The organism is Aquimarina addita, from assembly GCF_039539305.1.
GTDB lineage: Bacteria > Bacteroidota > Bacteroidia > Flavobacteriales > Flavobacteriaceae > Aquimarina > Aquimarina addita.
The window spans coordinates 18,655-41,559 of sequence record NZ_BAABCW010000009.1; the positions used below are offsets into that span (position 1 = coordinate 18,655).

18 protein-coding genes and 1 pseudogene are annotated in these 22,905 nt (G+C 34.9%); 9 read left to right on the forward strand and 10 right to left on the reverse strand.

Going from position 1 to position 22,905, the window contains the following annotated elements; all coding sequences use genetic code 11:
• Nucleotides 1-207: 207 nt before the first annotated feature.
• Nucleotides 208-1,485 (reverse strand): isocitrate lyase, encoded by a 1,278-nt coding sequence (gene aceA, locus ABD816_RS12010; protein ID WP_344927655.1) that lies wholly within the window; start codon nucleotides 1,483-1,485, stop codon nucleotides 208-210.
• A 142-nt stretch (nucleotides 1,486-1,627) separates the two neighbouring features.
• Complete coding sequence (gene aceB / locus ABD816_RS12015; RefSeq protein ID WP_344927657.1) at nucleotides 1,628-3,226, reverse strand: malate synthase A; 1,599 nt, start codon at nucleotides 3,224-3,226, stop codon at nucleotides 1,628-1,630.
• 208 nt (nucleotides 3,227-3,434) lie between these two features.
• On the opposite strand from aceB, the gene ABD816_RS12020 reads away from it, so the two are divergent.
• Nucleotides 3,435-4,916 carry a helix-turn-helix domain-containing protein gene (locus ABD816_RS12020; RefSeq protein ID WP_344927894.1) on the forward strand — a complete coding sequence of 494 codons (1,482 nt, stop codon included), beginning with the start codon at nucleotides 3,435-3,437 and terminating at the stop codon, nucleotides 4,914-4,916.
• A 141-nt stretch (nucleotides 4,917-5,057) separates the two neighbouring features.
• On the opposite strand, the gene groL is transcribed toward ABD816_RS12020, so the two are convergent.
• The 7 genes and pseudogenes from groL to miaB form a co-directional block, all read right to left on the reverse strand.
• Nucleotides 5,058-6,695, reverse strand: a complete 1,638-nt coding sequence (groL, locus tag ABD816_RS12025) for a chaperonin GroEL (RefSeq protein WP_344927659.1) — start codon at nucleotides 6,693-6,695, stop codon at nucleotides 5,058-5,060.
• 96 nt (nucleotides 6,696-6,791) lie between these two features.
• Nucleotides 6,792-7,067: a co-chaperone GroES gene (locus tag ABD816_RS12030; protein ID WP_344927661.1), complete on the reverse strand. Its 276-nt coding sequence runs from the start codon at nucleotides 7,065-7,067 to the stop codon at nucleotides 6,792-6,794.
• Between the two features lie 223 nt (nucleotides 7,068-7,290).
• Nucleotides 7,291-7,518 (reverse strand): annotated as a pseudogene (secG, locus tag ABD816_RS12035) (preprotein translocase subunit SecG); the annotation flags it as partial.
• Between the two features lie 4 nt (nucleotides 7,519-7,522).
• Complete coding sequence (locus tag ABD816_RS12040) at nucleotides 7,523-8,431, reverse strand: hypothetical protein (RefSeq protein WP_344927663.1); 909 nt, start codon at nucleotides 8,429-8,431, stop codon at nucleotides 7,523-7,525.
• An 85-nt stretch (nucleotides 8,432-8,516) separates the two neighbouring features.
• Nucleotides 8,517-9,023 carry an LptE family protein gene (locus tag ABD816_RS12045; protein ID WP_344927665.1) on the reverse strand — a complete coding sequence of 169 codons (507 nt, stop codon included), beginning with the start codon at nucleotides 9,021-9,023 and terminating at the stop codon, nucleotides 8,517-8,519.
• 49 nt (nucleotides 9,024-9,072) lie between these two features.
• Nucleotides 9,073-10,332: a sigma 54-interacting transcriptional regulator gene (locus ABD816_RS12050; protein ID WP_344927666.1), complete on the reverse strand. Its 1,260-nt coding sequence runs from the start codon at nucleotides 10,330-10,332 to the stop codon at nucleotides 9,073-9,075.
• 154 nt (nucleotides 10,333-10,486) lie between these two features.
• Nucleotides 10,487-11,932, reverse strand: a complete 1,446-nt coding sequence (miaB, locus tag ABD816_RS12055) for a tRNA (N6-isopentenyl adenosine(37)-C2)-methylthiotransferase MiaB (RefSeq protein ID WP_344927668.1) — start codon at nucleotides 11,930-11,932, stop codon at nucleotides 10,487-10,489.
• Between the two features lie 132 nt (nucleotides 11,933-12,064).
• Between miaB and ABD816_RS12060 the strand changes: the two genes are divergently transcribed.
• The 8 genes from ABD816_RS12060 (at nucleotide 12,065) to ABD816_RS12095 (ending at nucleotide 22,459) form a co-directional block, all read left to right on the forward strand.
• Nucleotides 12,065-12,856: a hypothetical protein gene (locus ABD816_RS12060; protein WP_344927670.1), complete on the forward strand. Its 792-nt coding sequence runs from the start codon at nucleotides 12,065-12,067 to the stop codon at nucleotides 12,854-12,856.
• A 107-nt stretch (nucleotides 12,857-12,963) separates the two neighbouring features.
• Nucleotides 12,964-15,492: a type I DNA topoisomerase gene (topA, locus tag ABD816_RS12065; RefSeq protein ID WP_344927672.1), complete on the forward strand. Its 2,529-nt coding sequence runs from the start codon at nucleotides 12,964-12,966 to the stop codon at nucleotides 15,490-15,492.
• 3 nt (nucleotides 15,493-15,495) lie between these two features.
• Nucleotides 15,496-16,659, forward strand: coding sequence for a formimidoylglutamase (locus ABD816_RS12070; RefSeq protein WP_344927673.1), 1,164 nt, complete (start codon nucleotides 15,496-15,498; stop codon nucleotides 16,657-16,659).
• A 110-nt stretch (nucleotides 16,660-16,769) separates the two neighbouring features.
• The gene (gene porK / locus ABD816_RS12075) at nucleotides 16,770-18,137 is read left to right on the forward strand and encodes a T9SS ring complex lipoprotein PorK/GldK (RefSeq protein ID WP_344927675.1); all 1,368 of its coding nucleotides are present in this window, start codon (nucleotides 16,770-16,772) and stop codon (nucleotides 18,135-18,137) included.
• Between the two features lie 83 nt (nucleotides 18,138-18,220).
• Nucleotides 18,221-18,847: a type IX secretion system motor protein PorL/GldL gene (gene porL, locus ABD816_RS12080; protein ID WP_344927678.1), complete on the forward strand. Its 627-nt coding sequence runs from the start codon at nucleotides 18,221-18,223 to the stop codon at nucleotides 18,845-18,847.
• Between the two features lie 52 nt (nucleotides 18,848-18,899).
• Nucleotides 18,900-20,447, forward strand: a complete 1,548-nt coding sequence (porM, locus tag ABD816_RS12085) for a type IX secretion system motor protein PorM/GldM (RefSeq protein ID WP_344927680.1) — start codon at nucleotides 18,900-18,902, stop codon at nucleotides 20,445-20,447.
• A gap of 16 nt (nucleotides 20,448-20,463) precedes the next feature.
• Nucleotides 20,464-21,354: a type IX secretion system ring subunit PorN/GldN gene (porN, locus tag ABD816_RS12090; protein WP_344927681.1), complete on the forward strand. Its 891-nt coding sequence runs from the start codon at nucleotides 20,464-20,466 to the stop codon at nucleotides 21,352-21,354.
• Between the two features lie 67 nt (nucleotides 21,355-21,421).
• Nucleotides 21,422-22,459, forward strand: a complete 1,038-nt coding sequence (locus ABD816_RS12095; protein ID WP_344927684.1) for an NAD(P)/FAD-dependent oxidoreductase — start codon at nucleotides 21,422-21,424, stop codon at nucleotides 22,457-22,459.
• Between the two features lie 11 nt (nucleotides 22,460-22,470).
• Here the strand turns inward: ABD816_RS12095 and ABD816_RS12100 are convergent, their stop codons facing one another.
• Complete coding sequence (locus ABD816_RS12100; RefSeq protein ID WP_344927686.1) at nucleotides 22,471-22,857, reverse strand: DUF983 domain-containing protein; 387 nt, start codon at nucleotides 22,855-22,857, stop codon at nucleotides 22,471-22,473.
• Nucleotides 22,858-22,905 lie beyond the last annotated feature (48 nt).

Below are 22,905 nucleotides of genomic sequence, written 5' to 3' on the forward strand. Positions count from 1 at the left end.
ATTAAGAGCACAATTGTAAAAATCGGAAAAAAATTAGAATTGTGAAGTATAGACTCGTCAGGTTTTTTAAAAGCCCAACAGGTCTTATTGAATTAGCCTTTATAATGAACTACCTTGACCTAAGGGAGTGAAGGTAATAGAAACAAGACTTCCTATATCTGGGTTCTATTCACTACACCCGAGGTAAAGGCTGGAGAATGCTATTGATCAGAACTGTTCAACCTCTGTACTGCCTTCCATAGCTACTGTAGAAGATCTCCCGGCAGTTACGGTATTTTGTACCGCATCAAAGTAGGTAGTACCTACAAAGCCCTGATGTTTTACAGCACGGAATCCATCTTTTTGTAACGCGAATTCTCTTTCTTGCAACTCAGAATATCCTGCCATACCTCGCTCTTTATATGCTTTTGATAGTTCAAACATACTGGTGTTTAAAGCATGGAATCCTGCTAGCGTAATAAATTGAAATTTATATCCCATGGATGCCAGTTCTTCTCGAAATGTTTCCATTTCAGTTACTGAAAGTTTTGCCGCCCAATTAAAAGAAGGGGAGCAATTATAGGCTAACATCTGATCAGGATATTTAGCATGGATTGCACTTGCAAATCTACGCGCTTGTTCCAGATCAGGGTTGCTGGTTTCCATCCAGATGAGGTCTGCATAAGGAGCATATGATAATCCACGATCAATTCCTTGTTCAATTCCATTATTTACATGAAAGAATCCCTCATCGGTGCGTTCTCCAGTAATAAATTTTCTGTCCCGTTCATCTACATCACTGGTTAATAAATTAGCAGCATCTGCATCTGTACGTGCTACAATTAAGGTAGGTGTTCCCATTACATCCGCAGCCAGACGGGCAGCAACTAATTTATTAATAGCTTCCTGAGTGGGAACCAATACTTTTCCGCCCAGATGACCACATTTTTTAGCAGAACTCAACTGATCTTCAAAATGTACACCACTGGCACCTGCCTCAATCATAGCTTTCATTAATTCAAAAGCATTTAGATTACCCCCAAAACCAGCTTCTGCATCTGCCACAATAGGAACTAAATAGTCTTTTTGATCAGGTGCGCCATTTACTACCTGAATTTGGTCAGAACGTAATAAGGCATTATTAATCCTTTTTACTACTAATGGAACACTGTTTACAGGATACAGAGATTGATCCGGATACATTTGTCCGGCAACATTGGCATCTGCTGCTACCTGCCATCCGCTTAGATAAATAGCCTCTAATCCCGCTTCAACCTCCTGTACCGCTTGGTTTCCGGTTAAGGCGCCTAATCCTGCTACAAATTGCTGAGTGCGCAGTTTCATCCATAGTTTTTCTGCACCTTGTCGTGCAATGCTATGTTCAATTTTATAGGATCCCTGTAGTTTAATTACTTCTTCTGCCGTGTAAGGACGTTCTATATTTTTCCATCTGGGATTGGTAGTCCAATCAATGATTAACTCTTCTATTCTCTGTTCTGTATTCATGGCGTTTGTATTTTAAAAATTTATGTTAATTGATGATACGTGTGTATAGTAATCAGTCAATATTGTGAATAGAAAACCGGATAATATCTTTGATTTAAAAGCAGTAATCTCGATTTTCTAACTCGTTATATTTTACTATTGTTTATAAATATGGATATGCTTTTGTTGTCAAGAATTCTTCAAATTCTTCTGCGATGACTAATTCTTTAAAAATGTTAATCGCATTTTGATAGTTTTCAGTGATAAAGAGCTTGTTTCCTACCTGTTTTTTGATGATTTTTAATTCATTAGCAAATAAAACATCAAATAATTCCTGAGTCATGATACGATCGTCCTCCAGAGTTGCTTCTACCTTTAACCATTGCCATAATTGTGTACGACTAATCTCTGCGGTAGCGGCATCTTCCATTAGATTGTATAATGCTACAGCACCATGTCCGTTTAGCCAGTTTGCAATGTAGTGGATGCCAACATTGATGTTTTTTCGAATCCCTGTTTCGGTAATCGTTCCTTTAGGTATTTCTAAAAGATCTTCCTCTGTCACCAGAATATCATTTCTTTTGACATCCATTTGGTTAGGTTCCTGCATATGCATGTCAAAAACTTGCATGGCTAGTGGTACCAACCCTGGATGTGCTACCCACGTGCCGTCATGACCATTTTTTACCTCACGTTCTTTATCCGCTTTTACCTTAGCATAAGCGATAGCATTTTTACCTACATCATCTTTAATAGGAATCTGAGCTGCCATACCACCAATAGCTAAAATGTTTCTTTTGTGACATCGTTGGATAACACGTTTACTATATGCATCCATAAATGGACTTGCCATTGTTACCTGATCCCGATCAGGTACTACAAAACCTTTGTGGTTTCTAAGTTTTTTGATGTAACTAAATATATAGTCCCATCTTCCGCAATTAAGACCTACGATATGATCTTTTAGTGCATAAATGATTTCATCCAATTGGAAACTCGCAGTAATCGTTTCTATTAAGACAGTTACTTTTATAGCACCGTGATCCATACCTAGATAAGATTCTGTAAAATCAATTACATCATTCCACCAGATAGCTTCTGTAAAATGCTCTAACTTAGGAATATAGTAATAGGCACCAGTTTCATTTTCCTCTAATTTTTTGTGATTATGGTAGGCGTATAAAGCAAAATCAAATATAGAAGCGCTGATTTCTTTATCGTCTATGAATAGATGTTTCTCTTCAAGATGTAAACCTCTGGGACGTACGATGAGGGTAGCGACCTCTTCTTGAAGCAGGTACATTTTGTCTTTTTTAGCATCGTAGTGCGAAATCGTTTTATTGATGGCATCTTTGAGGTTTTGTTGACCCTGTAGACAATTTTCCCATAGAGGAGCATTACTGTCTTCAAAATCTGCCATAAATGTTTTGGCGCCAGAGTTTAATGCATTAATGACCATTTTTCTATCAACAGGTCCTGTAATCTCTACTCTGCGATCTTGTAGATCCAGTGGGATAGGAGCGGCTGCCCATTCGCTATTGCGAATTTCTTTTGTGTTTTCTGGGAATACCGGGCTGGTTTCCATATCAAACAAATGTTGTTGTTGCTCTCTGTTTCGCAACAATGCTAATCGCCTTTCTTCAAAACGATTGTGTAAAGCTTCTAGAAAAATTAAGGCACCATCCGTAAGAATCTCTGGATGATAATTTTTAACCCCTTTTGCAAAGCTAATTTTTTGACTAAGAACTGTTTTGGTTTCCATCGAGTTAAGATTTAAGTGATTCATAAATTGCAATACTGAGGATTGCTTAGCAAGGATGTAGTATGAAGTATTTGATCAGAATTCTTAGAACTATATCGTTTGAGTGTACAAACCTATAAAAAAGTTTTTTACAAAACAAGCGAACGTTCGCTAAATTTGATAATTTTTTATTTTGGGGAATTACGCGAAAAATATTATTTTTGATATTATGGCAATAGCAGAAGAATATATTAGGTTAATTTTTGGTCTGAAAATCAAGCAGATACGTACCGAAAAAGATTTATCGCTTTTTGGGTTATCTAAGTTAAGTGGACTTTCGAAATCGTATTTAAACGAAATAGAAAAAGGAAAAAAATATCCAAAAACGGATAAAATTATCAAATTAGCAGAAACATTTGAGGTGCCGTATGATAGTTTGGTCTCCTTAAAACTGGATAAAAATCTGGCTCCTATTGGTGAAATTTTGCAATCGGGCATATTGGATGAGATTCCGTTAGAGCTGTTTGGGATTCAACAGAGTGATTTGATTGATATCATTGCGAATGCACCTTCTAAGGTTAATGCTTTTATTAGTACCATTATAGAGATTGCTCAGCATTATAATATGAGTAGAGAAGGTTTTTATCTGGCATCATTGCGATCTTATCAAGAGGCTCAGAATAATTATTTTAAAGATCTGGAGGAAGCTGCAGTTCGTTTTGCTAATTCATATCAATTAGACTTGTCTGGCACTATCAAAGCAGACGAATTAGAAGAGATTCTTAAAGAAGAATATGGATATACCATTAATGAAGCAGGAATACCAAATCAGGAAGAATTAGAGAATCTGCGTTGTGTTTTTGTGCCTTCTACAAAAACGCTATTATTGTCAGATCGAGTAGATGAAGCTCAGAAAACATTTATCTATGCTAAGGAATTAGGGTATCAATATTTAAAAATAAAAGAACGACCCTATACTTTTTCATGGATTAAGTATGATAACTTTGAAGAGGTGTTACATAATTTTTATGCTTCATATTTTGCTGGAGCACTTATTATTCCGAGAAATCATCTAAAAGAAAATTTAAAAAATCTTTTCACAACCAAACGTTTTTCTGAAAAAGCATTTCATAAGATTATGAAATCCTATAATGCTTCTCCAGAATCTTTTTATCAACGATTGACTAATATTCTGCCTAAGGATTTTGGTATGCAAAATGTATTCTTCTTAAGATTTACACATAAAAAAGGAATGGATAAATTTAGTTTGGTCAAAGAGCTGCATATTACGCATCAGCAACAACCTAGAGCTAATGAACTGAATGAGCACTATTGTAGGCGATGGATGGCAGTTAAAACATTGCAACGAACTGCTACTAATGATCTGGACTATTCATTTGATATACAAATTTCGGATTATGCAGATACTGATCAACAGTATCTGGTGTTTACATCGGCAACAAAAGATCCTTTTAGAAAAGAATATTATCGCAGTATAGGAATTGGTTTTTTAATTTCACCTTCGCTAGAAAAAAAGATCAGCTTTGTCAATGATGCAAAAATACCTACGGTTAAAGTAGGAGTCACTTGTGAGTCGTGCTCGATTACAGATTGTGAGGTAAGAATGGCACCTCCAAAAAGACTACTAGTCAAGCAAAAATATAAGAAAACAGCGGCACTGGTTGCTAATATTGTGAAGGAGTATTCTTAAATTGAAGAGATCGGTGTGAATTTTTAATAACACCTGGGTCAAAAACAAAACCCATTTCGGAGAATCCGAAATGGGTTTTTTATAACTTCTGATATAATTTTATTTACAATAAGCTATATTAATTAGCTATTGTGATACGACTTACATCATACCTGGCATACCTCCCATTGGTGGGTGTGCGTGGTCTGCACCGCCGCCAGCTTCTTTAATATCAATTAGAGCACATTCTGTAGTAAGGATCATTCCTGATACAGAAGCAGCATTTTCTAGTGCGATACGTGTTACTTTTTTAGGATCAATAATTCCTGCTTTCAGCATATCGACATATTCTTCAGTCTTAGCATCATATCCAAAATCATTTTTCCCTTCCAGTACCTTAGAAATTACAACAGAACCTTCTCCTCCAGCATTTTCTACGATAGTTCTTAGTGGAGATTCTATAGCACGGTTTACGATTTGTACACCCGTTGCTTCATCTGCATTCTCAGTTTTTACTTTATTTAATGCGGCTTTAGCTCTTACAAGAGCAACACCTCCACCAGCAACAATACCTTCTTCTACCGCGGCACGTGTAGCATGAAGTGCATCATCCACACGATCTTTCTTTTCCTTCATTTCTACCTCAGAGGCAGCACCTACATATAATACAGCAACACCACCGGCTAATTTAGCCAGACGCTCCTGTAATTTTTCTTTATCGTAGTCAGATGTTGTAGTTTCAATCTGCGCTTTGATCTGATTCACTCTGTTTTTGATTAGATCATCTTCACCTGCACCGTTAACCACAGTTGTGTTATCCTTATCAATTGCAACTTTTTCTGCGGTACCCAGTAATTCGATTGTAGCATTTTCTAATGTAAATCCTCTTTCCTCAGAAATAACAGTACCTCCTGTAAGGATAGCAAGATCTTCTAACATTGCTTTACGTCTGTCACCAAAACCAGGAGCTTTTACCGCTGCTATTTTTAAAGCACCACGTAATTTATTAACTACTAATGTGGCTAATGCTTCTCCATCTACATCCTCTGCAATGATCAAAAGGGGCTTTCCTGTTTGAGCTACCGGCTCTAAAACAGGTAATAAATCTTTCATAGCAGAAATCTTCTTATCGTATAATAAGATATATGGATTCTCCAGATCCGATGTCATTTTTTCACTATTAGTAACAAAATAAGGAGAAAGGTATCCTCTGTCAAACTGCATTCCTTCAACTACGTCTACATGAGTATCTGTACCCTTAGCTTCTTCTACAGTGATTACACCTTCTTTACCTACTTTCCCAAAAGCTTTGGCAATTAAGTCTCCAATAGTTTCATCATTATTAGCAGAAATAGACGCTACTTGCTTGATTTTATCAGAAGAACTTCCTACTTCTTTCGTTTGCTTTTCTAGATCTTTGGTAATGGTTTTTACTGCTTTATCAATACCACGTTTAAGATCCATTGGATTAGCACCAGCAGCAACATTTTTAAGTCCTTCTTTAACAATAGCCTGTGCTAATACAGTAGCGGTAGTCGTACCATCACCAGCAAGGTCATTAGTTTTAGAAGCTACTTCTTTTACCATCTGAGCACCCATATTCTCTAAGGTGTCTTCTAGTTCTATTTCTTTAGCAACAGAAACTCCATCTTTAGTCACCACAGGTGCTCCAAAAGATTTACCAATAATCACGTTACGACCTTTTGGTCCTAAAGTTACTTTTACTGCATTTGCTAATGCATCCACACCGCGTTTGATTCCATCACGTGCTTCTATATCAAATTTTATGTCTTTAGCCATAATAAATTATTTTTTTGATTTTCGCATACCTATACATAGCAGTAGCGAAATTTTTTAAATTAAGGGTGAATTAACTTGTGTTTTGTAAGCGTGGTATTAAACAATTGCAAGAATCGTTTCTTCTCGCATGATTAGATAATCTTTACCATCTAATCGTAATTCGTCTGGACCATATTTCGCATAAAGTACGGTGTCACCAACTTTAACAGTCATTTTTTGGTCTGCTTTACCGCCACCAACTGCTACTACTTTACCTTTTTGTTGTTTTTCCTGAGCTGAATCAGGAATGAATAATCCTGATGCTGTTTGAGTTTCTGCAGGAAGTGGTTCTACAACCACGCGATCTGAAAGAGGCTTAATATTTACTCCCATTATGATTAGTTTTTATTTTTTAAGTTAAAATGAATTATATGTAGGATGCTATTTCAGAAATTATGCCAGTGGAAAGATACTGACAAATTGAAACAAAAAATGCCGACTTTATGACAAGTCGACATTTTTACAGTATATTTTAGAATAAATTAATAAAGTAATGTCATCATGAACTTATAGTAGCACTACTTTAAAAATTTGATAGAATTCTTTATGCAACTTATATTAGCATATTAGATAATAGTATCAATACTAATAAAAGTGTAGCAAGTGCCCAGGTACTTTTATCTAAAAAGTCTGTTGTTTTCTTAACACCTCCTAATTGTTGAGATCCACCACCGCCAAAAGAAGATGATAATCCGCCACCTTTAGGATTTTGAACCATAATTACTACAATCAGTAAAAATGATACGATTACGATAAGTATTAAAAATATTGAGAATGTAGTCATTATATTAGTGTTTATTTTCTTGTAATTTTTTTATTGCTCTAATTTGGTCTGCAAAGAAACCACTTTTTTCGGGATTTTTCAAAATTAATATTTTGTATGCCTGAATTGCATTTTTGTATTTCTTTTGAGTCAGATATACGCGAGCTAGTGTTTCTGTCATCAATTCATCTGGAGCCACAGCATGTTCTTTAGCTAAATTGCGAGAAGAGGTGCTTTTATCTGCTGGTTTAATTTTTGGGTTTTCTTTGATAAACTTACTGATTAAATCAAATTTATGTTCTTTTTCAGAGGGAAGTTCGTTTTCCTCTTTGAGGCTTTCAATAGAAGATGAAGTAGTAGGAGTAGGAGTTTCTTTTTTAGCGATCCTGTCAATAGGTTGTATGTTAGATAGTTGAAGCCATTCTTTAAACGAGTGCCTTTCTTTTTTGTCAAAATTTAATGGTTTGTCAATTTGCAATACTATTGCTGGATCATTTTCGGTATCGGTTACTTTTATAGCCTCCGGATGATTCTTTTCTGCTTGTTCGATAATAGTTTCAGCAATAGTAATATTTCTGGGAGTCTCATTTTTTTCTTTTGTATGGAACAAACCAGGATTTAGAACATCTTCTGCTTCTTTAATTTTCATGGCAATAGCATCTTCCATTGACATTCTTTCGAGCACATTTATTTCTTCTGCGCCAATGACTTCTATATCATTTTTATTCTTTTTCTCGTGAGTATATTGATCTGTACTCTTATCAAAAACGGGAGAGGTAATAAAGTCGAATAAGACACTTCTATCTGCAGTATAGGCAGCCGTTGTCTTAAGCTCTTGATTGTATCTAAAGCTTTCCTGATCTTTTAACCCTTTTAATAATAAGGCTTTAATAGGTTGAAAATAAGGGAATTCCTTACTGAGTTTTTCTAGCATATCAGTATGTTTCCTTTGTATTTCAGAAGGAGTTTTGAGTAGATATGTTAGCTCTTTAGAAGTCAAAATAAGAATGAGTTAAAGGTTACCATTTTGCTAATGTAGCATTAAAAATATCTTGAGTAATTCTTTCAAAAATTTCATCTAATGCAGTATCACGAACATCAGATTCTGATTGCGTTGATGCAAAATCATAAAAGAATGAAAATCGCTGTTCTAAATCTTGTGTGGGATCTTTACTGTCATAAAATCTCACGTTGACCGATATAGTTAGTCGGTTTTGTGCAGCTTCATTATCAGAAGTAGCGGTTGTAGGAGCGACACGATCCTCCGTAATCTCTCCCTCATACACAAGGTCTCCATTAGAAGTTACTAGATCAAGATTAGTCTGATTAAGAATTAAATCCTGTAGCTCATTAGTAAATGTTTGGTCAACACCCGGATTGACAAGAGGGGCTTGATTTTGAAAAAAGTTGACCTGAAAAGTTTTGGTTTCTGGAGAAATAGATATTCCACTAAAAGAATATGCTCCACATCCTTCTAATATAAATATCCCTATAATTGTTATTAATATATATTTTAAATTTCTCATGAATTATTAAATTTTATTCCCAATTATACAAACATCAGTTGAAAAGTGATTAAAGCTCGTATAATTTGATTTTTCTGTATAAAGTGCGCTCGCTGATTCCCAGTTCATCCGCGGCCGCTTTTCGTTTACCTCTGTGTCGCTCTAATGATTTTTTAATCAATTCGAGTTCTTTATCTTGCAATGATAGTGTTTCTTCTTCTTCAATTTCTTCAGCAAAATGGTATTTATCATCTTCGTTTAGCGAAGTAGAAGAGGGACCATCTATTTGTAAGACTTCTCTACTGGAGGTTTCTGGTTCATCAAAACCAATTTCATCTTCCTCATCTTCTCGATAAATTTTACGAATTAATCCTTCGTGTTCTTTTTGTACTTCTGTTGAGTTTCCACTTTGCATTAACTCCATAGTGAGCTTTTTAAGATCATTAAGATCATTTTTCATGTCAAAAAGAACCTTATATAAAATTTCTCTTTCATTACTAAAATCGCTATCCTTTTTATCCGAAATTACAGCAGGCAAATTAGATCCTGTATTTGGTAAATAGCCTTTTAGAGCCATAGAAGAGATATTTCTATTTTGTTCAAGGACTGAGATTTGCTCTGCAATGTTGCGCAATTGTCTAATGTTACCACTCCATCGATATTTTTCTAACAATAAAACAGCATCATCGCTGAGTCTGATGGTTGGCATTTTATATTTAATGGCAAAATCCGAAGCAAATTTTCTGAATAATAAATGGATATCGTCCTTACGATCACGTAAAGGCGGTAAGAAAATTTCTACAGTACTTAAGCGGTAATATAGATCCTCACGAAATTTTTCTTTCTTAATGGCCTCAAACATATTGACGTTTGTAGCGGCTACAATTCGGACATCAGTCTTTTGTACCTTAGAAGACCCTACTTTGATAAATTCTCCATTTTCTAATACCCTAAGTAATCTTACCTGAGTGGTTAATGGTAGTTCTCCTACTTCATCTAAAAAAATGGTCCCGCCATCAGCTACTTCAAAGTACCCGTTTCTGGTCTGAGTAGCGCCAGTAAAAGCACCTTTTTCGTGTCCAAAAAGTTCACTATCGATAGTTCCTTCCGGAATAGCCCCACAGTTAACAGCAATGTATTTACCATGTTTACGATGTGATAAAGAATGGATGATTTTTGGTATACTTTCTTTACCTACACCACTTTCACCAGTAACCAAAACAGATATATCTGTAGGAGCTACCTGAATTGCTTTTTCTATAGAACGGTTAAGAATGGGGTCATTACCAATAATCCCAAATCGTTGTTTTGTAGCTTGTACTGATTCCATAAGCCCCGGACCCTAAAGAGGGAGATTTAAATGGTTGAACAATATTGTTTTTATGTATAAAATCATTTTAATATATCTTTTCCTCATTGAATTTCTAATATTCTATCGAATTGTTTTTTAGCTATTCAAAATTTTGCTTTAAAATTAAAAAGCTTTAGTTATTGTCTGAAAACCCTACTGCTTCTCCTAATAGCGTAGCACTGGTACACTGATCAATTCTAACAAGTACAAAATCACCTATTTTATAGTCACCTTTTGGAAAAATTGCTACTATGTTTTTTGTTGTTCTTCCGCTCCAATGCTGATCTGATTTTTTAGATTCTTTTTCTATAAGCACTTCAAAAGTTTGTCCGATATAGGATTCATGCCAGTATGCACAATGTTCACGTTGTAAGGTGATCACTTCTGCCAATCTTCTCTTTTTAACTTTTTCCGGAACATCATCATCTAGTTTTCTTTCTGCCAGTGTTCCAGGGCGTTCTGAGTACGCATACATGTAACCATGTTGATATTTGATGTGTGCTAAAAGGGATAGTGTATCTTGATGATCTTCTTCAGTTTCTGTAGGAAAACCAATAATCATATCCTGAGTAATTGAGCAATCAGGAATAATTTTTTTAATATTATCGACTAGTGTTATATATTCTTGTCTCGTATGTAATCGGTTCATTTTTTTTAGAATACGATCACTTCCACTTTGAATAGGTAAATGAATATGTTTGCAAATATTTTTATGATTTGCCATAATCTTAATTACATCCAGAGTCATGTCCTGTGGGTTGGATGTAGAAAAGCGGATGCGGAGTTTAGGGTGTTTTAGAGCTACCATATCCAGTAATTTTGCAAAGTCTGTAGCTGTTGCTTTCTGAAAATCACTAGCATTGATAAAATCCTTCTTTAAACCACCACCATACCATAAATAACTATCTACGTTTTGGCCTAATAAAGTAATCTCCTTATAATTTTGAGATACTAGGTCATCGATTTCTTGTAAAATACTTTGAGGGTCACGACTACGCTCCCTTCCTCTCGTAAAGGGGACAACACAAAAAGTACACATATTGTCACAACCTCGGGTAATGGATACAAAAGCAGACACTCCATTAGTTTGTAAACGTACAGGAGAGATGTCACCATACGTTTCCTCTTTAGAAAGAATGACATTTACAGCATTTCTTCCAGCATCGACTTCCTGTAATAAATTAGGGAGATCTTTATAAGCATCTGGACCAACAACCAAGTCTACAATTTTTTCTTCTTCAAGAAATTTACTTTTTAGTCGTTCTGCCATACAACCCAAAACACCCACTTTCATTGTAGGGTTGATTCTTTTTACAGCATTGTACTTCTCTAAACGTTTTCTTACAGTTAATTCTGCTTTTTCACGAATAGAACATGTATTTACCAGCACTAAATCTGCATCTTCTAAATGCTGAGTAGTATTAAATCCTTCATTGGCTAAAATGGAAGCAACGATTTCACTGTCACTGAAATTCATCTGGCATCCATAACTTTCTATAAAAAGTTTTCGCTGATTTCCAGCTTTTTGATCAAGATCAAGTGATTGTCCTTGTTTACTTTCATCTATTGTCTTCTCCATGTATCGTAATATCCTTACTGTTTTAATTCAAATAGTGTGCAAAGATACACTTTATCAGGGTATATGACAAAGTGGCAGAGTGATATTTAGCTATTTTTTTTACCTTTATCATTTTGTTAACGAATCAAGTATATGAACAATACAGATGCTAATCAACTCTTTAAGAAAATAGAAAACAGCAAAGCCGTAGATTTTGGAGATATCTTTACTAAGAGTATAGAGCTTTTTAAAAAAGTTTGGGTACAGGGATTTGTTCATTTATTAATCACCTTTGCTGCTGCGATTCCATTACTACTAATTATCTATATCCCGCTTTTCGCAATGTTGGGTATGGAAGGGTTGGAAAACGATTTTGATGGATCTCCGCATCCAATCGAAGAATTATCTATTGGTTTTCTTATTCTATTTGTGCTATTGGTCATAGTGGTTATGATCGGTATGATGATGCTTCAATTTGCTGTTACTGCTCATTTTTATAGAGTTTGTTATCAAGTGGATATGGAGGAGCCTGGGAACTCCGGTTATTTTATGTTCTTCAATAAACAATATTTTGTAAAAACCTTTGTGTTATCAATATCAATGGTCGGAATTTCATTATTAGCAATACTTTTATGTGTTTTTCCTTTGTACTATGTGATGGTGCCAATGCAGTTGCTATGGGTGATTTTTGCCTTTAATCCTGATCTAAGTGCTTCTGACTTGATAAAAGCAAGTTTTAAATACGGAAATAAAATTTGGTTAATCGCTTTTGGGTTAATCTTTATCTCCTCTATGTTGGCTCAATTTGCAGGGTTGATTTTGTGTTATGTTGGTTTGTTTTTTACGGCTTCTTTTGCAAGAATACCAGTCTATTTTTTATATAAAGATGGCTTAGGTTTTGAAAGTGAAGATTCTTTAGATGAAAAAGAATTATTTATTGAATAATGAGCTTGAAAACCCAAAGATGTGTAGGTTTTTTTTAGATTATTTCCTACAATGAATTTTGTTATCAAAAAAATCGCATACTTTTGTTGTCTGATAAAAATAGGATTATGGCTAAGAATTTAGTGATCGTAGAGTCACCGGCAAAAGCTAAAACGATAGAAAAATTTCTTGGAAAAGAATATACTGTCGCCTCTAGTTTTGGACATATAGCGGATTTGCCATCCAAAGAATTGGGTGTTGATGTAGAAAATGGTTTTAAGCCAAACTATATAGTCTCCAGTGATAAGAAAGATGTTGTTAAAAAGCTGAAAAGCCTTTCCAAAAAAGCGGAAATGGTTTGGTTAGCTAGTGATGAGGATCGAGAAGGAGAAGCAATTGCTTGGCACTTGGCAGAAGAATTAGAACTTGATAAGGATAAAACCCGTAGAATTGTTTTTCACGAGATTACTAAGAAAGCAATTCTCAAAGCAATAGAGAGTCCAAGAAGTATTGATTACAATCTGGTAAATGCTCAGCAAGCGAGACGTGTGTTGGATCGTTTAGTAGGGTACGAATTGTCACCGGTACTTTGGCGTAAGGTAAAAGGAGGTCTTTCTGCAGGACGGGTGCAATCAGTTTCTGTGCGTTTGATTGTAGAAAGGGAACGAGAAATTTTAAATTTTAAATCCGTCCCATCGTATAGAATTGATGCTGAGTTTGCGAATGAAAAAGGAAAATCTTTTAAAGCAAAGCTTCCTAAGAATTTTAGCACTAAAGCAGAAGCAGAAGCTTTTTTAAAGAAAAGCATGGGAGCTATTTTTAAAGTAGCAGATCTTACAACTAAACCTGCAAAAAAATCTCCGGCACCACCATTTACAACTTCGACTTTACAGCAGGAAGCATCCAGAAAATTATATTTTTCTGTGAGTAAGACCATGACTATGGCGCAACGTTTATATGAAGCGGGATTGATTACTTATATGAGAACTGATAGTGTAAATCTATCAACAGAAGCACAAAATGGAGCAAAGGCTGAGATTCTCTCTGCTTATGGAGAAGAATACAGTCATCAAAGACAATACAAAGGAAAAGCTAAAGGAGCGCAAGAAGCACACGAAGCAATCAGACCAACTGATTTTTCTAACCATACGGTGAATGTAGAGTATGATCAACAGCGATTATACGAGCTAATTTGGAAAAGAGCTATTGCTTCACAAATGAGTGATGCAAAATTGGAGCGAACCAATGTAAAAATTGAAGCAAATACTTACAAAGAACAATTTACTGCAAATGGAGAGGTAATAAAGTTTGAAGGATTTTTGAAAGTCTACCTGGAAGGAACAGATGATGAAGATGAAGAGCAGGAAGGTATTTTACCAGCTATGAAAAAAGCAGAAAACTTATTTAATAATTACATTTCTGCAACAGAAAGATTTACCAGACCACCCAGCAGATATTCTGAGGCAGCGTTAGTAAAGAAACTAGAAGAATTAGGGATAGGAAGACCTTCTACATACGCACCTACAATTTCTACGATACAAAATAGAAAATATGTGGATAAAGGAGCAACAGAAGGCGAAGAACGATCATATATTCAGATGATTCTTACCGGAGATGATCTTAAAGAAAATAAACTTACTGAAAAAGTAGGTAGTGATAAAGGAAAATTGATTCCTACAGATGTAGGAATGGTTGTTAATGATTTTTTAGTAAATCATTTTTCCTCGGTGCTTGATTATAATTTTACTGCAAAAGTAGAGCAGGATTTTGATGAAATAGCAGAAGGTTCTGAGGATTGGTCACAGGTGATGAAGGGGTTTTATGATGAATTCCATCCTAAAGTAATAGATGTAGCAGAAAATGCAGAACGTGAAGTAGGAGAGAGAATCTTAGGGGAAGATCCTGAGTCCGGAAAACCTGTAAGTGTTCGATTAGGAAAATTTGGCCCCATGGTTCAGATTGGTTCTGTAGAAGATGAAGAAAAGCCTAAGTTTGCAAGTTTAGGACCAGGGCAGACCTTAGCGAATATTACCTATGAAGAGGCGATGGATTTATTTCAATTGCCAAAAGAATTAGGAGTGTATAAAGGAGAGACTGTTGTAGTAAGTAATGGACGTTTTGGACCTTACGTTCGCTTTGGTGAGAAATTTGTTTCTTTAGATAAAGGAGAAGATCCTTTAGGAACATCGCTTGAAAGGGCTATAGAGCTCATCGATGCAAAAGAAAAAGCAGATGCTCCTATCTACACATATGAAGATTTACCAGTACAAAAAGGTACTGGGCGGTTTGGTCCATTTATTAAATGGAAAGGAATGTTTATCAATGTCAATAAGAAATATGATTTTGATAACCTTTCTGATGAGGATATTATTCAGCTTATAGAGGATAAGAAACAGAAAGAAATCGATAAGGTATTGCATAATTGGGAAGAAGAAGGAATTAGGGTAGAAAAAGCCAGATGGGGAAGGAGTAATGTGATCAAAGGTAAAATCAAAATAGAGTTGCCCAAGACTGTTGATGCTACCAAACTGACGTTAGAAAAAGTGCAGGCTATTATTGAGAAAAATGCACCTAAGAAGAAAGCAACTGCGAAAAAGAAAACTACGGCTAAAAAGAAAACGGCTACAAAAAAGAAAACTACAGCTAAAAAGAAATAATATATGTCTTTTGAATTTCTTTCACCGGTTTCAGACGCAGTAGTAGAACATGCGATATCACTTTCAGACCACACTATTGGTAAGCAAATAAAAATTCATACATTACAACAAGGCGTTCCGGATTTAGATGAAGTTGATATTGCTGTTATTGGTGTCAGAGAAAATAGAAACGGGGTTGATTATGTAGATGAAAAACTCAGCTTTGATAGTGTTAGGAAATCTTTTTATGAACTGTTTCCAGGAAACTGGAGTACCACTCTTGTAGATCTTGGTGATATTCTTCCTGGTGAAGAAGTGAGTGATACTTATTACTTAATGCAGGAGATTTTGTCCACATTGGCACAGAAAAATATTATTCCGCTCATATTGGGAGGTACTCAGGATCTGGTATATGCTCAATACCGTGCTTTTGATATTTTAGAAAAGATGGTCAACCTTGTCAATGTAGATAGTAAGTTTGATTTAGGCAATTCTACAGAGCCAATAACAAATACTTCGTTTGTAGGTAAAATTATAGTAGAAGAACCGTATAACTTATTTAATTATAGTAATATAGGATATCAAACCTATTTTAATGCGCAGGAAGAGATTGATCTTATGGAGAAGTTGTATTTTGATGCATACAGATTAGGAAATGTAACGTCAGATGTCACCATTGTAGAACCAATAATGAGGGATGCAGATATCGTTACAGTAGATCTTAGTGCTGTAAATGCGACTTGTGTAAATTACGATAATGCTTCACCTAATGGATTTGATGGACGCGAAATATGTGCCATAGCCAGATATGCGGGAATCAGCGATAAAGTTAATAGTTTTGGAGTTTATGAGTTCAGGAATTCCAGATATGAAAAGACAACCTCATTGTTAATCGCAGAGATTTTATGGTATTTTATTGAAGGAGTTAATTTCAGATCAAATGAATTAAATATAAAGAATGATAATGGTACGCTTCATTATAATGTACCCGTTGAAGATGAAGTTCTGTCATTTTATAAGAGCCATAAAACGGGGAGATGGTGGATTGAAATACCTTTTATTTCATCAGGTAATAATAAATTGAAAAGACATACGTTATTACCTTGCACATACAGCGATTATGAGAAAGCTTGTAATCAGGAAATACCTGAAAGATGGTATAAAGCGAAACGAAAAAACGAAGTTTAACATTTTAATTAAGAAGATTTAAGGTTTTTTTTGGAAAAAAATTGTTTTTCTGGAAATAAATAAATAGGTTTACCAACTTGAATCTTAAAGATCTTAACCTAAAACACGTTATGAAGAAATTTGTATCACTCTTTGCTATTTTAGCAATGCTCTATAGTTGTGGTGGTGGAAGCCGCGGAGAACTAGTAGGAGTCAAGGGTAAAAAATGGCATCCGGAAAAACCGTATGGAATGGCACTCATCCCAGGAGGGTCTTTTATTATGGGAAAATCCGATGATGACAAAGCTGCAATTGCAGATGCCCCTACCAAAACAGTAACTGTTCGATCCTTTTATATGGATGAAACGGAAGTTACAAACAGTGAATATAGGCAGTTCGTACATTGGGTTCGTGATTCTGTGATCAGAATGCGATTAGCAATTATGGCGGATGAATTGGGTAAAGCACCCGGTGATGATGGTATCGGAGAATACGCATTTCTTGATGCTAATACCGAAGACATGTCTGTGTATGAGAAGTATATGTATGACAACTATAGCGGAATCGGTGAAACTGGTTACGAAGGTAGACGTTTAAACAGAGATGTTGACATCGAGTGGGATGTGGAGGATTATCCAGATGAATTCTATACAGAGGTAATGGATACGTTATATATTCCTTTAGAGGAATCTTATAATGGTAGACGTACTTTTGATGTAAGTAAATTTCAATTCAGATTTACTTGGATGGATATTCAGGCTGCAGCTCGTGCTCGAAAAGGAGGAAGAAAAGAATTTGTAAGAGAAGAAGTTATTCCTGTATATCCTGATACTACTGTGTGGATTAAGGATTTTAATTATTCCTATAACGAACCAATGCATAATGATTATTTCTGGCACAGTGCTTATGATGATTATCCTGTAGTTGGAGTATCGTGGGAACAGGCAAAAGCATTTTGTACTTGGAGAACTATTGAGAAGAATACACACCAGAAGGAAAAAGGTAAAGAATTTGTAAATTACTTCAGATTACCTACAGAAGCTGAGTGGGAATATGCTGCCAGAGGTGGTTTAGAATCAGGAACATATCCATGGGGAGGACCTTATGCATTAAATGACAGAGGTTGTTTCTTGGCTAATTTTAAACCTTTAAGAGGAAACTATGCAGCGGATAATTTCTTGTATACAGTAGAAGCTAAGACATTTGATCCTAATGATTATAACCTGTATAATATGGCAGGAAATGTTTCAGAATGGGTGCAGTCTTCATACGATCCAGCAGCATATGAGCGTGTTTCATCGATGAACCCAAATGTTAATGACGATCAAAATAAACGAAAAGTTGTGCGAGGAGGATCTTGGAAAGATGTTGCTTATTTCCTACAGGTAAGTACCAGAGATTATGAATACGCAGATTCAGCTAGAAGTTATATTGGATTCAGATCCGTACAGGATTACATGGGTACAGATGTGACAGGAGAAAATAACACTCAAAATTAGAATAAGTCCCAAAATTTTCTATCAAACTTAATTACTAACCTTTTTTAAATTACTATTTTTAAGAAAAACTAAACACATTTATTATGGCAAATTCAAAATCAAGTAAAAAGTTAATGAACATGGTATACGGTCTGGGAGCAGCCGTTGTAATCCTTGGAGCATTATTTAAAATTATGCACTGGCCTTTTGGTAATGAGATGCTAATTGCTGGTCTGGTAACAGAAGCATTGGTATTTACGGTGTCTGCATTCGAACCAGTAGATGATGATCTAGATTGGTCTTTGGTATATCCAGAATTAGCTGGAGGAACCAGTTCAGGAAAAAAAGAAGTATTAACTCCAGATGGTATGTTATCTAAAAAATTAGATGAAATGCTTAAAGATGCTAGAGTTGATGCTAATTTAATGAGTAGTCTGGGTGATAGTATCCGTAACTTTGAAGGAGCAGCAAAAGGAATCGCACCTACAATAGATTCTATCCAAGGACAGAAAAAGTATAGTGAAGAGATGACAAAAGCGGCAACGTCATTAGAATCTCTTAATAGTCTGTACAAAGTACAATTAGAATCTTCTAGCAAGCAAGCTGAAGCAAATGCTGCAATAGCAGAAAATGCAACGAAGCTTAAAGAACAAATGCAAAGTCTTGCTAGTAATTTGTCTTCTCTTAATGGAGTATATGGTGGTATGTTAAGTGCTATGAATAAAAGCTAGTATTTAACCAAAATTAATTAATTTAATTATTTAACTACCAAAATATAACAATATGGCTGGAGGAAAATTATCACCAAGGCAGAAGATGATTAATCTTATGTACTTGGTATTTATAGCAATGATGGCATTAAACATGTCAAAAGAAGTATTATCCGCTTTCGGTTTAATGAACGAAAAGTTGGTTGCTTCTAATACAATTGCAACAGAAAGAAATAGTGCTTTTATGACTGGTCTCGAAGCAAAAGTAGGTGAGCAGCCTGCAAAATATGGACCCCTAAAGGCTAAAGCAGATACTATAAGTGCATTATCTGATGAATTTAATGCATATGTAGAATCAATAAAAGCAGATATTATTAAATCTGCAGATGATCCTGAGGATTATGAGACTATGGATAAACCTGACGCGTTAGACACTAAATTCTTTGTTAGTGGTAAACCTACTGCTGCTGCTGGTGAGTTCTTAGAAAAAATCGCTACCTATAGAGAAGGAGTGGTTGGAGCAATCAGATCTGTAAAAGAAGTAGATGGACAAGTTGCTACAAATGTAGAAACGATATTCAATACAGAAGACGTTAAGGACAGAGATGGAGTTTCTAAAAATTGGCTGAACTATAATTTTGAAGGTTTTCCATTAGTTGCTTCTTTAACAAAGTTGACACAAATGCAAGCTGATGTTAAGACAACGGAAAGTAAAGTTTTATCTGCTTTATTAGCAGGACAACAGACTTTAGATGCTTCTGCAACAAATTATAAGGCAGTTGTAGTTCCGGATAAAACAGCTTTCTTTAGTGGAGAAAAATTTACTGGAAAAATTGTATTAGCTCGTTTTGATGCAGGTTTAAAACCTACAGCTGTAGAGGTGAATGGAAAAAGTGAATTTGAAGTTCAGAATGGTCAGATTGTATTGGATTTCCCTGCAGGAAATGTTGGGGAAAGAGAGATCAAAGGAGAATTACAATTTAAAGAAGGAGATTCTATTGTAAAGATTCCAATTGAAAGTTCTTATGCAGTTATTCCTAAACCAAACTCGGCAGTAATATCAGCTGATAAAATGAATGTTGTCTATCGTGGGGTAAAGAATCCTATGACAATTTCGATTCCTGGTGTACCTTCTGTGAGTGCTAAAGCTCCGGGATTAAAGAGTGTCGGTGGAGCAGGAAAGTACGTTATGGATGTAACAACTGTTAGAGCTCGTGAAGTTAATATCAGCGTAAGCGGAAAATTACCAAACGGTACTAGCGTTAGTGATAGTAAGAAATTTAGAATTAAAGATATTCCTAGACCAATTGGTACGGTTAGAGGAGAAGATGGTGCAATAAAAATGTCTAAAAGTGGTTTAGATAAAGCATCAATCGGAGCAATATTACCAGATTTTGAATTTGATATTAAATTAAAAGTAACAAACTTTAAGTTTAAAGTGGAAGGTCAACCTACAATTCCTGTTAATGGAGGTAGATTGAATTCGAGAGCTAAATCTGCGCTTAAGAAAGCTAAGAGAGGATCTTCTGTTCAGATAATTGATATTAAAGCAAGTCTGGCTGGCAATAGCGGATATAAATTGAAAAAGATTTCTCCGGTAATTGTCGAGTTAACAAATTAAAAATAAAGTAATGATTATGAATTTGAGAAATGTAGGATTAACCATTTTTGGTCTATTCATAGCTGTATCTTCTTTTGGTCAGGATAACATTTTAAATGCTGGTAGTCCTGATGATATTGGAAAAAAGACGTTAGAACAGATTACTGCTGATAATGATCGCCCATTAGAGTATGGGTATGTAGATAAGCGTGATGTACTTTGGGCAAAAACAACCTGGGAGACAATCGATCTTGATGAACGTATTAATTTTCCATTATACTATCCTATAGATACTGTAAATATAGGTTCAGAGAGACGTGCACTTTATGATGTTTTATTGAGCAACGTAAAAAATGGTAGAATTGAGAAAATTTACTCAGATTCATATTTCACAGAAACACGTACGTTATCAGATCTTGAGTCGACTTTATCAAAAATTGATACCTTAGATTTAGGATATGAGCAATATAATGCTGGTGAAGTTGTAGATCCACAGTATATTGAAATAACTACTATTAGTGCAGCTGATATTTCTGAATATAAAATTCGAGGATATTGGTACTTTGATAAGCGTCAGGGAGAATTAAGATACCGTTTATTAGGGATCGCTCCAGTGGCACCAGATGTTAATTTCCTTACAGATGATGAGCCGGATATGGTTCCTTTGTTCTGGGTATGGTATCCGGATGTGAGAGAAATTCTTCATAATGCTCAGGCATTTAATAGAAAAAATACATCGATGCCATTTACGTATGATCACATATTAAATGCTAGAAGATTTAGTTCGATTATTTATAAAGAAGATAACATACAAGGAGATAGAACTATTGCAGATTATGTAATTGACAATGCCCTTATGCAACTTCTCGAAAGTGAAAGAATTAAAGAAAGTATTAGAAATTTCGAAATGGATATGTGGAGTTATTAAAACTCGCACTTATAATAAATTCTTCAAAACGCTCAACAATAGTTGGGCGTTTTGTTATTTTTGAGATATGCTAGATTATATGATCGTTGGTTTTGGATTGGCTGGACTTTCTTTTGCAGAGCAATTGGAGACAAACAAAAAATCCTATATTGTTTTTGAAGATGCTTCCCAAAAGTCATCCAGAGTTGCAGGTGGCTTATTTAATCCCGTTATTTTAAAGAGATTTACAGCTGCTTGGAGAGCAACAGAACAGCTTGATGCTGCCATACTTTTCTACACTGCTTTAGAGCGTAAATTAAATCAATCGTTTATTCATAAATTTCCAATATTAAGAAGGTTTAATTCAATTGAGGAGCAAAATACTTGGTTTCAGGCTTGTGATAAGCCAATTTTGAATAAATTTCTTTCTTTTGATATAGTTAAAAATACATATGTAGGTTTAGATATTCCTTTTCATTTTGGAAAGGTAAATCATACTGGGAGAATTGATATAACAAAAATGTTAGCAGCTTACAGCAAACATTTAATTGAACATCAACAGTTAATTACGACTTCTTTCATACACGACAAGCTTAGAATAGAAGATACATATGTCGAATATGAAGGGATTAAAGCAAAGAATGTCATTTTTACTGAAGGTTTTGGAATGATAAATAATCCTTTTTTTGAATATTTACCATTACGAGGTAATAAGGGAGAGTATGTGCTGATCAAATGTCATCAGTTAGATTTAAAAGAAGCAATTAAATCTTCTATATTTATTATACCTTTAGGTGATAATATATATAAAGTTGGAGCAACTTACAATAATAAAGACTCTACTGCTAATCATACGCAATCAGCCAAAGAAGAGTTAATAGAAAAGTTAGATACATTTTTAAAATTTCCTTATGAAATTGTAGATCAGGTTGCCGGAATTCGACCGACAACAAAAGACAGAAAACCTTTTATAGGGACGCATCCTGAATATGCAAATATGCATTTATTGAATGGATTAGGCAGTAGAGGTGTTTTAATAGGACCTTATGTTGCTAAAAAGTTATTTGAATACCTAGAGTATCAACAACCTTTAGATCGCGAGATAGATATTCAACGTTTTGAATAAAGCTAATAGAGCTAAGTGGTTTCTTTCTCTTTTTTATAACTCATAAAAAAGTTGATCCATATATTTCTGGAGAGACGAAGAATAATTGGCAAAAATAGAATCATGGTTGCCGAAATAATAAAAAAAGTGGTTAATAGACTTAATTTGAATAATAAATAGCTAAATACAAAAGCAGCAACTGCAAAAGCAATCCCAACAGGATAACTTACGTACATAGCTCCATAAAAGAATGAAGGCTCAATTTTGTATTTTGTGTTGCAGTGACTACAACGTTCATTCATTTTTAGAGTTTCGCTTAATTTATAAGGATTAGATTCTTTGTACATAGATTCTTCGTGACAAACAGGACAACTGCCAGTAATCATACTATAAATTTTGTTTCCTTTTAAGAAGTTCATAGTTCCTTTTATTCTAACACAAAATTAATCATCTTTGCACAAAATATT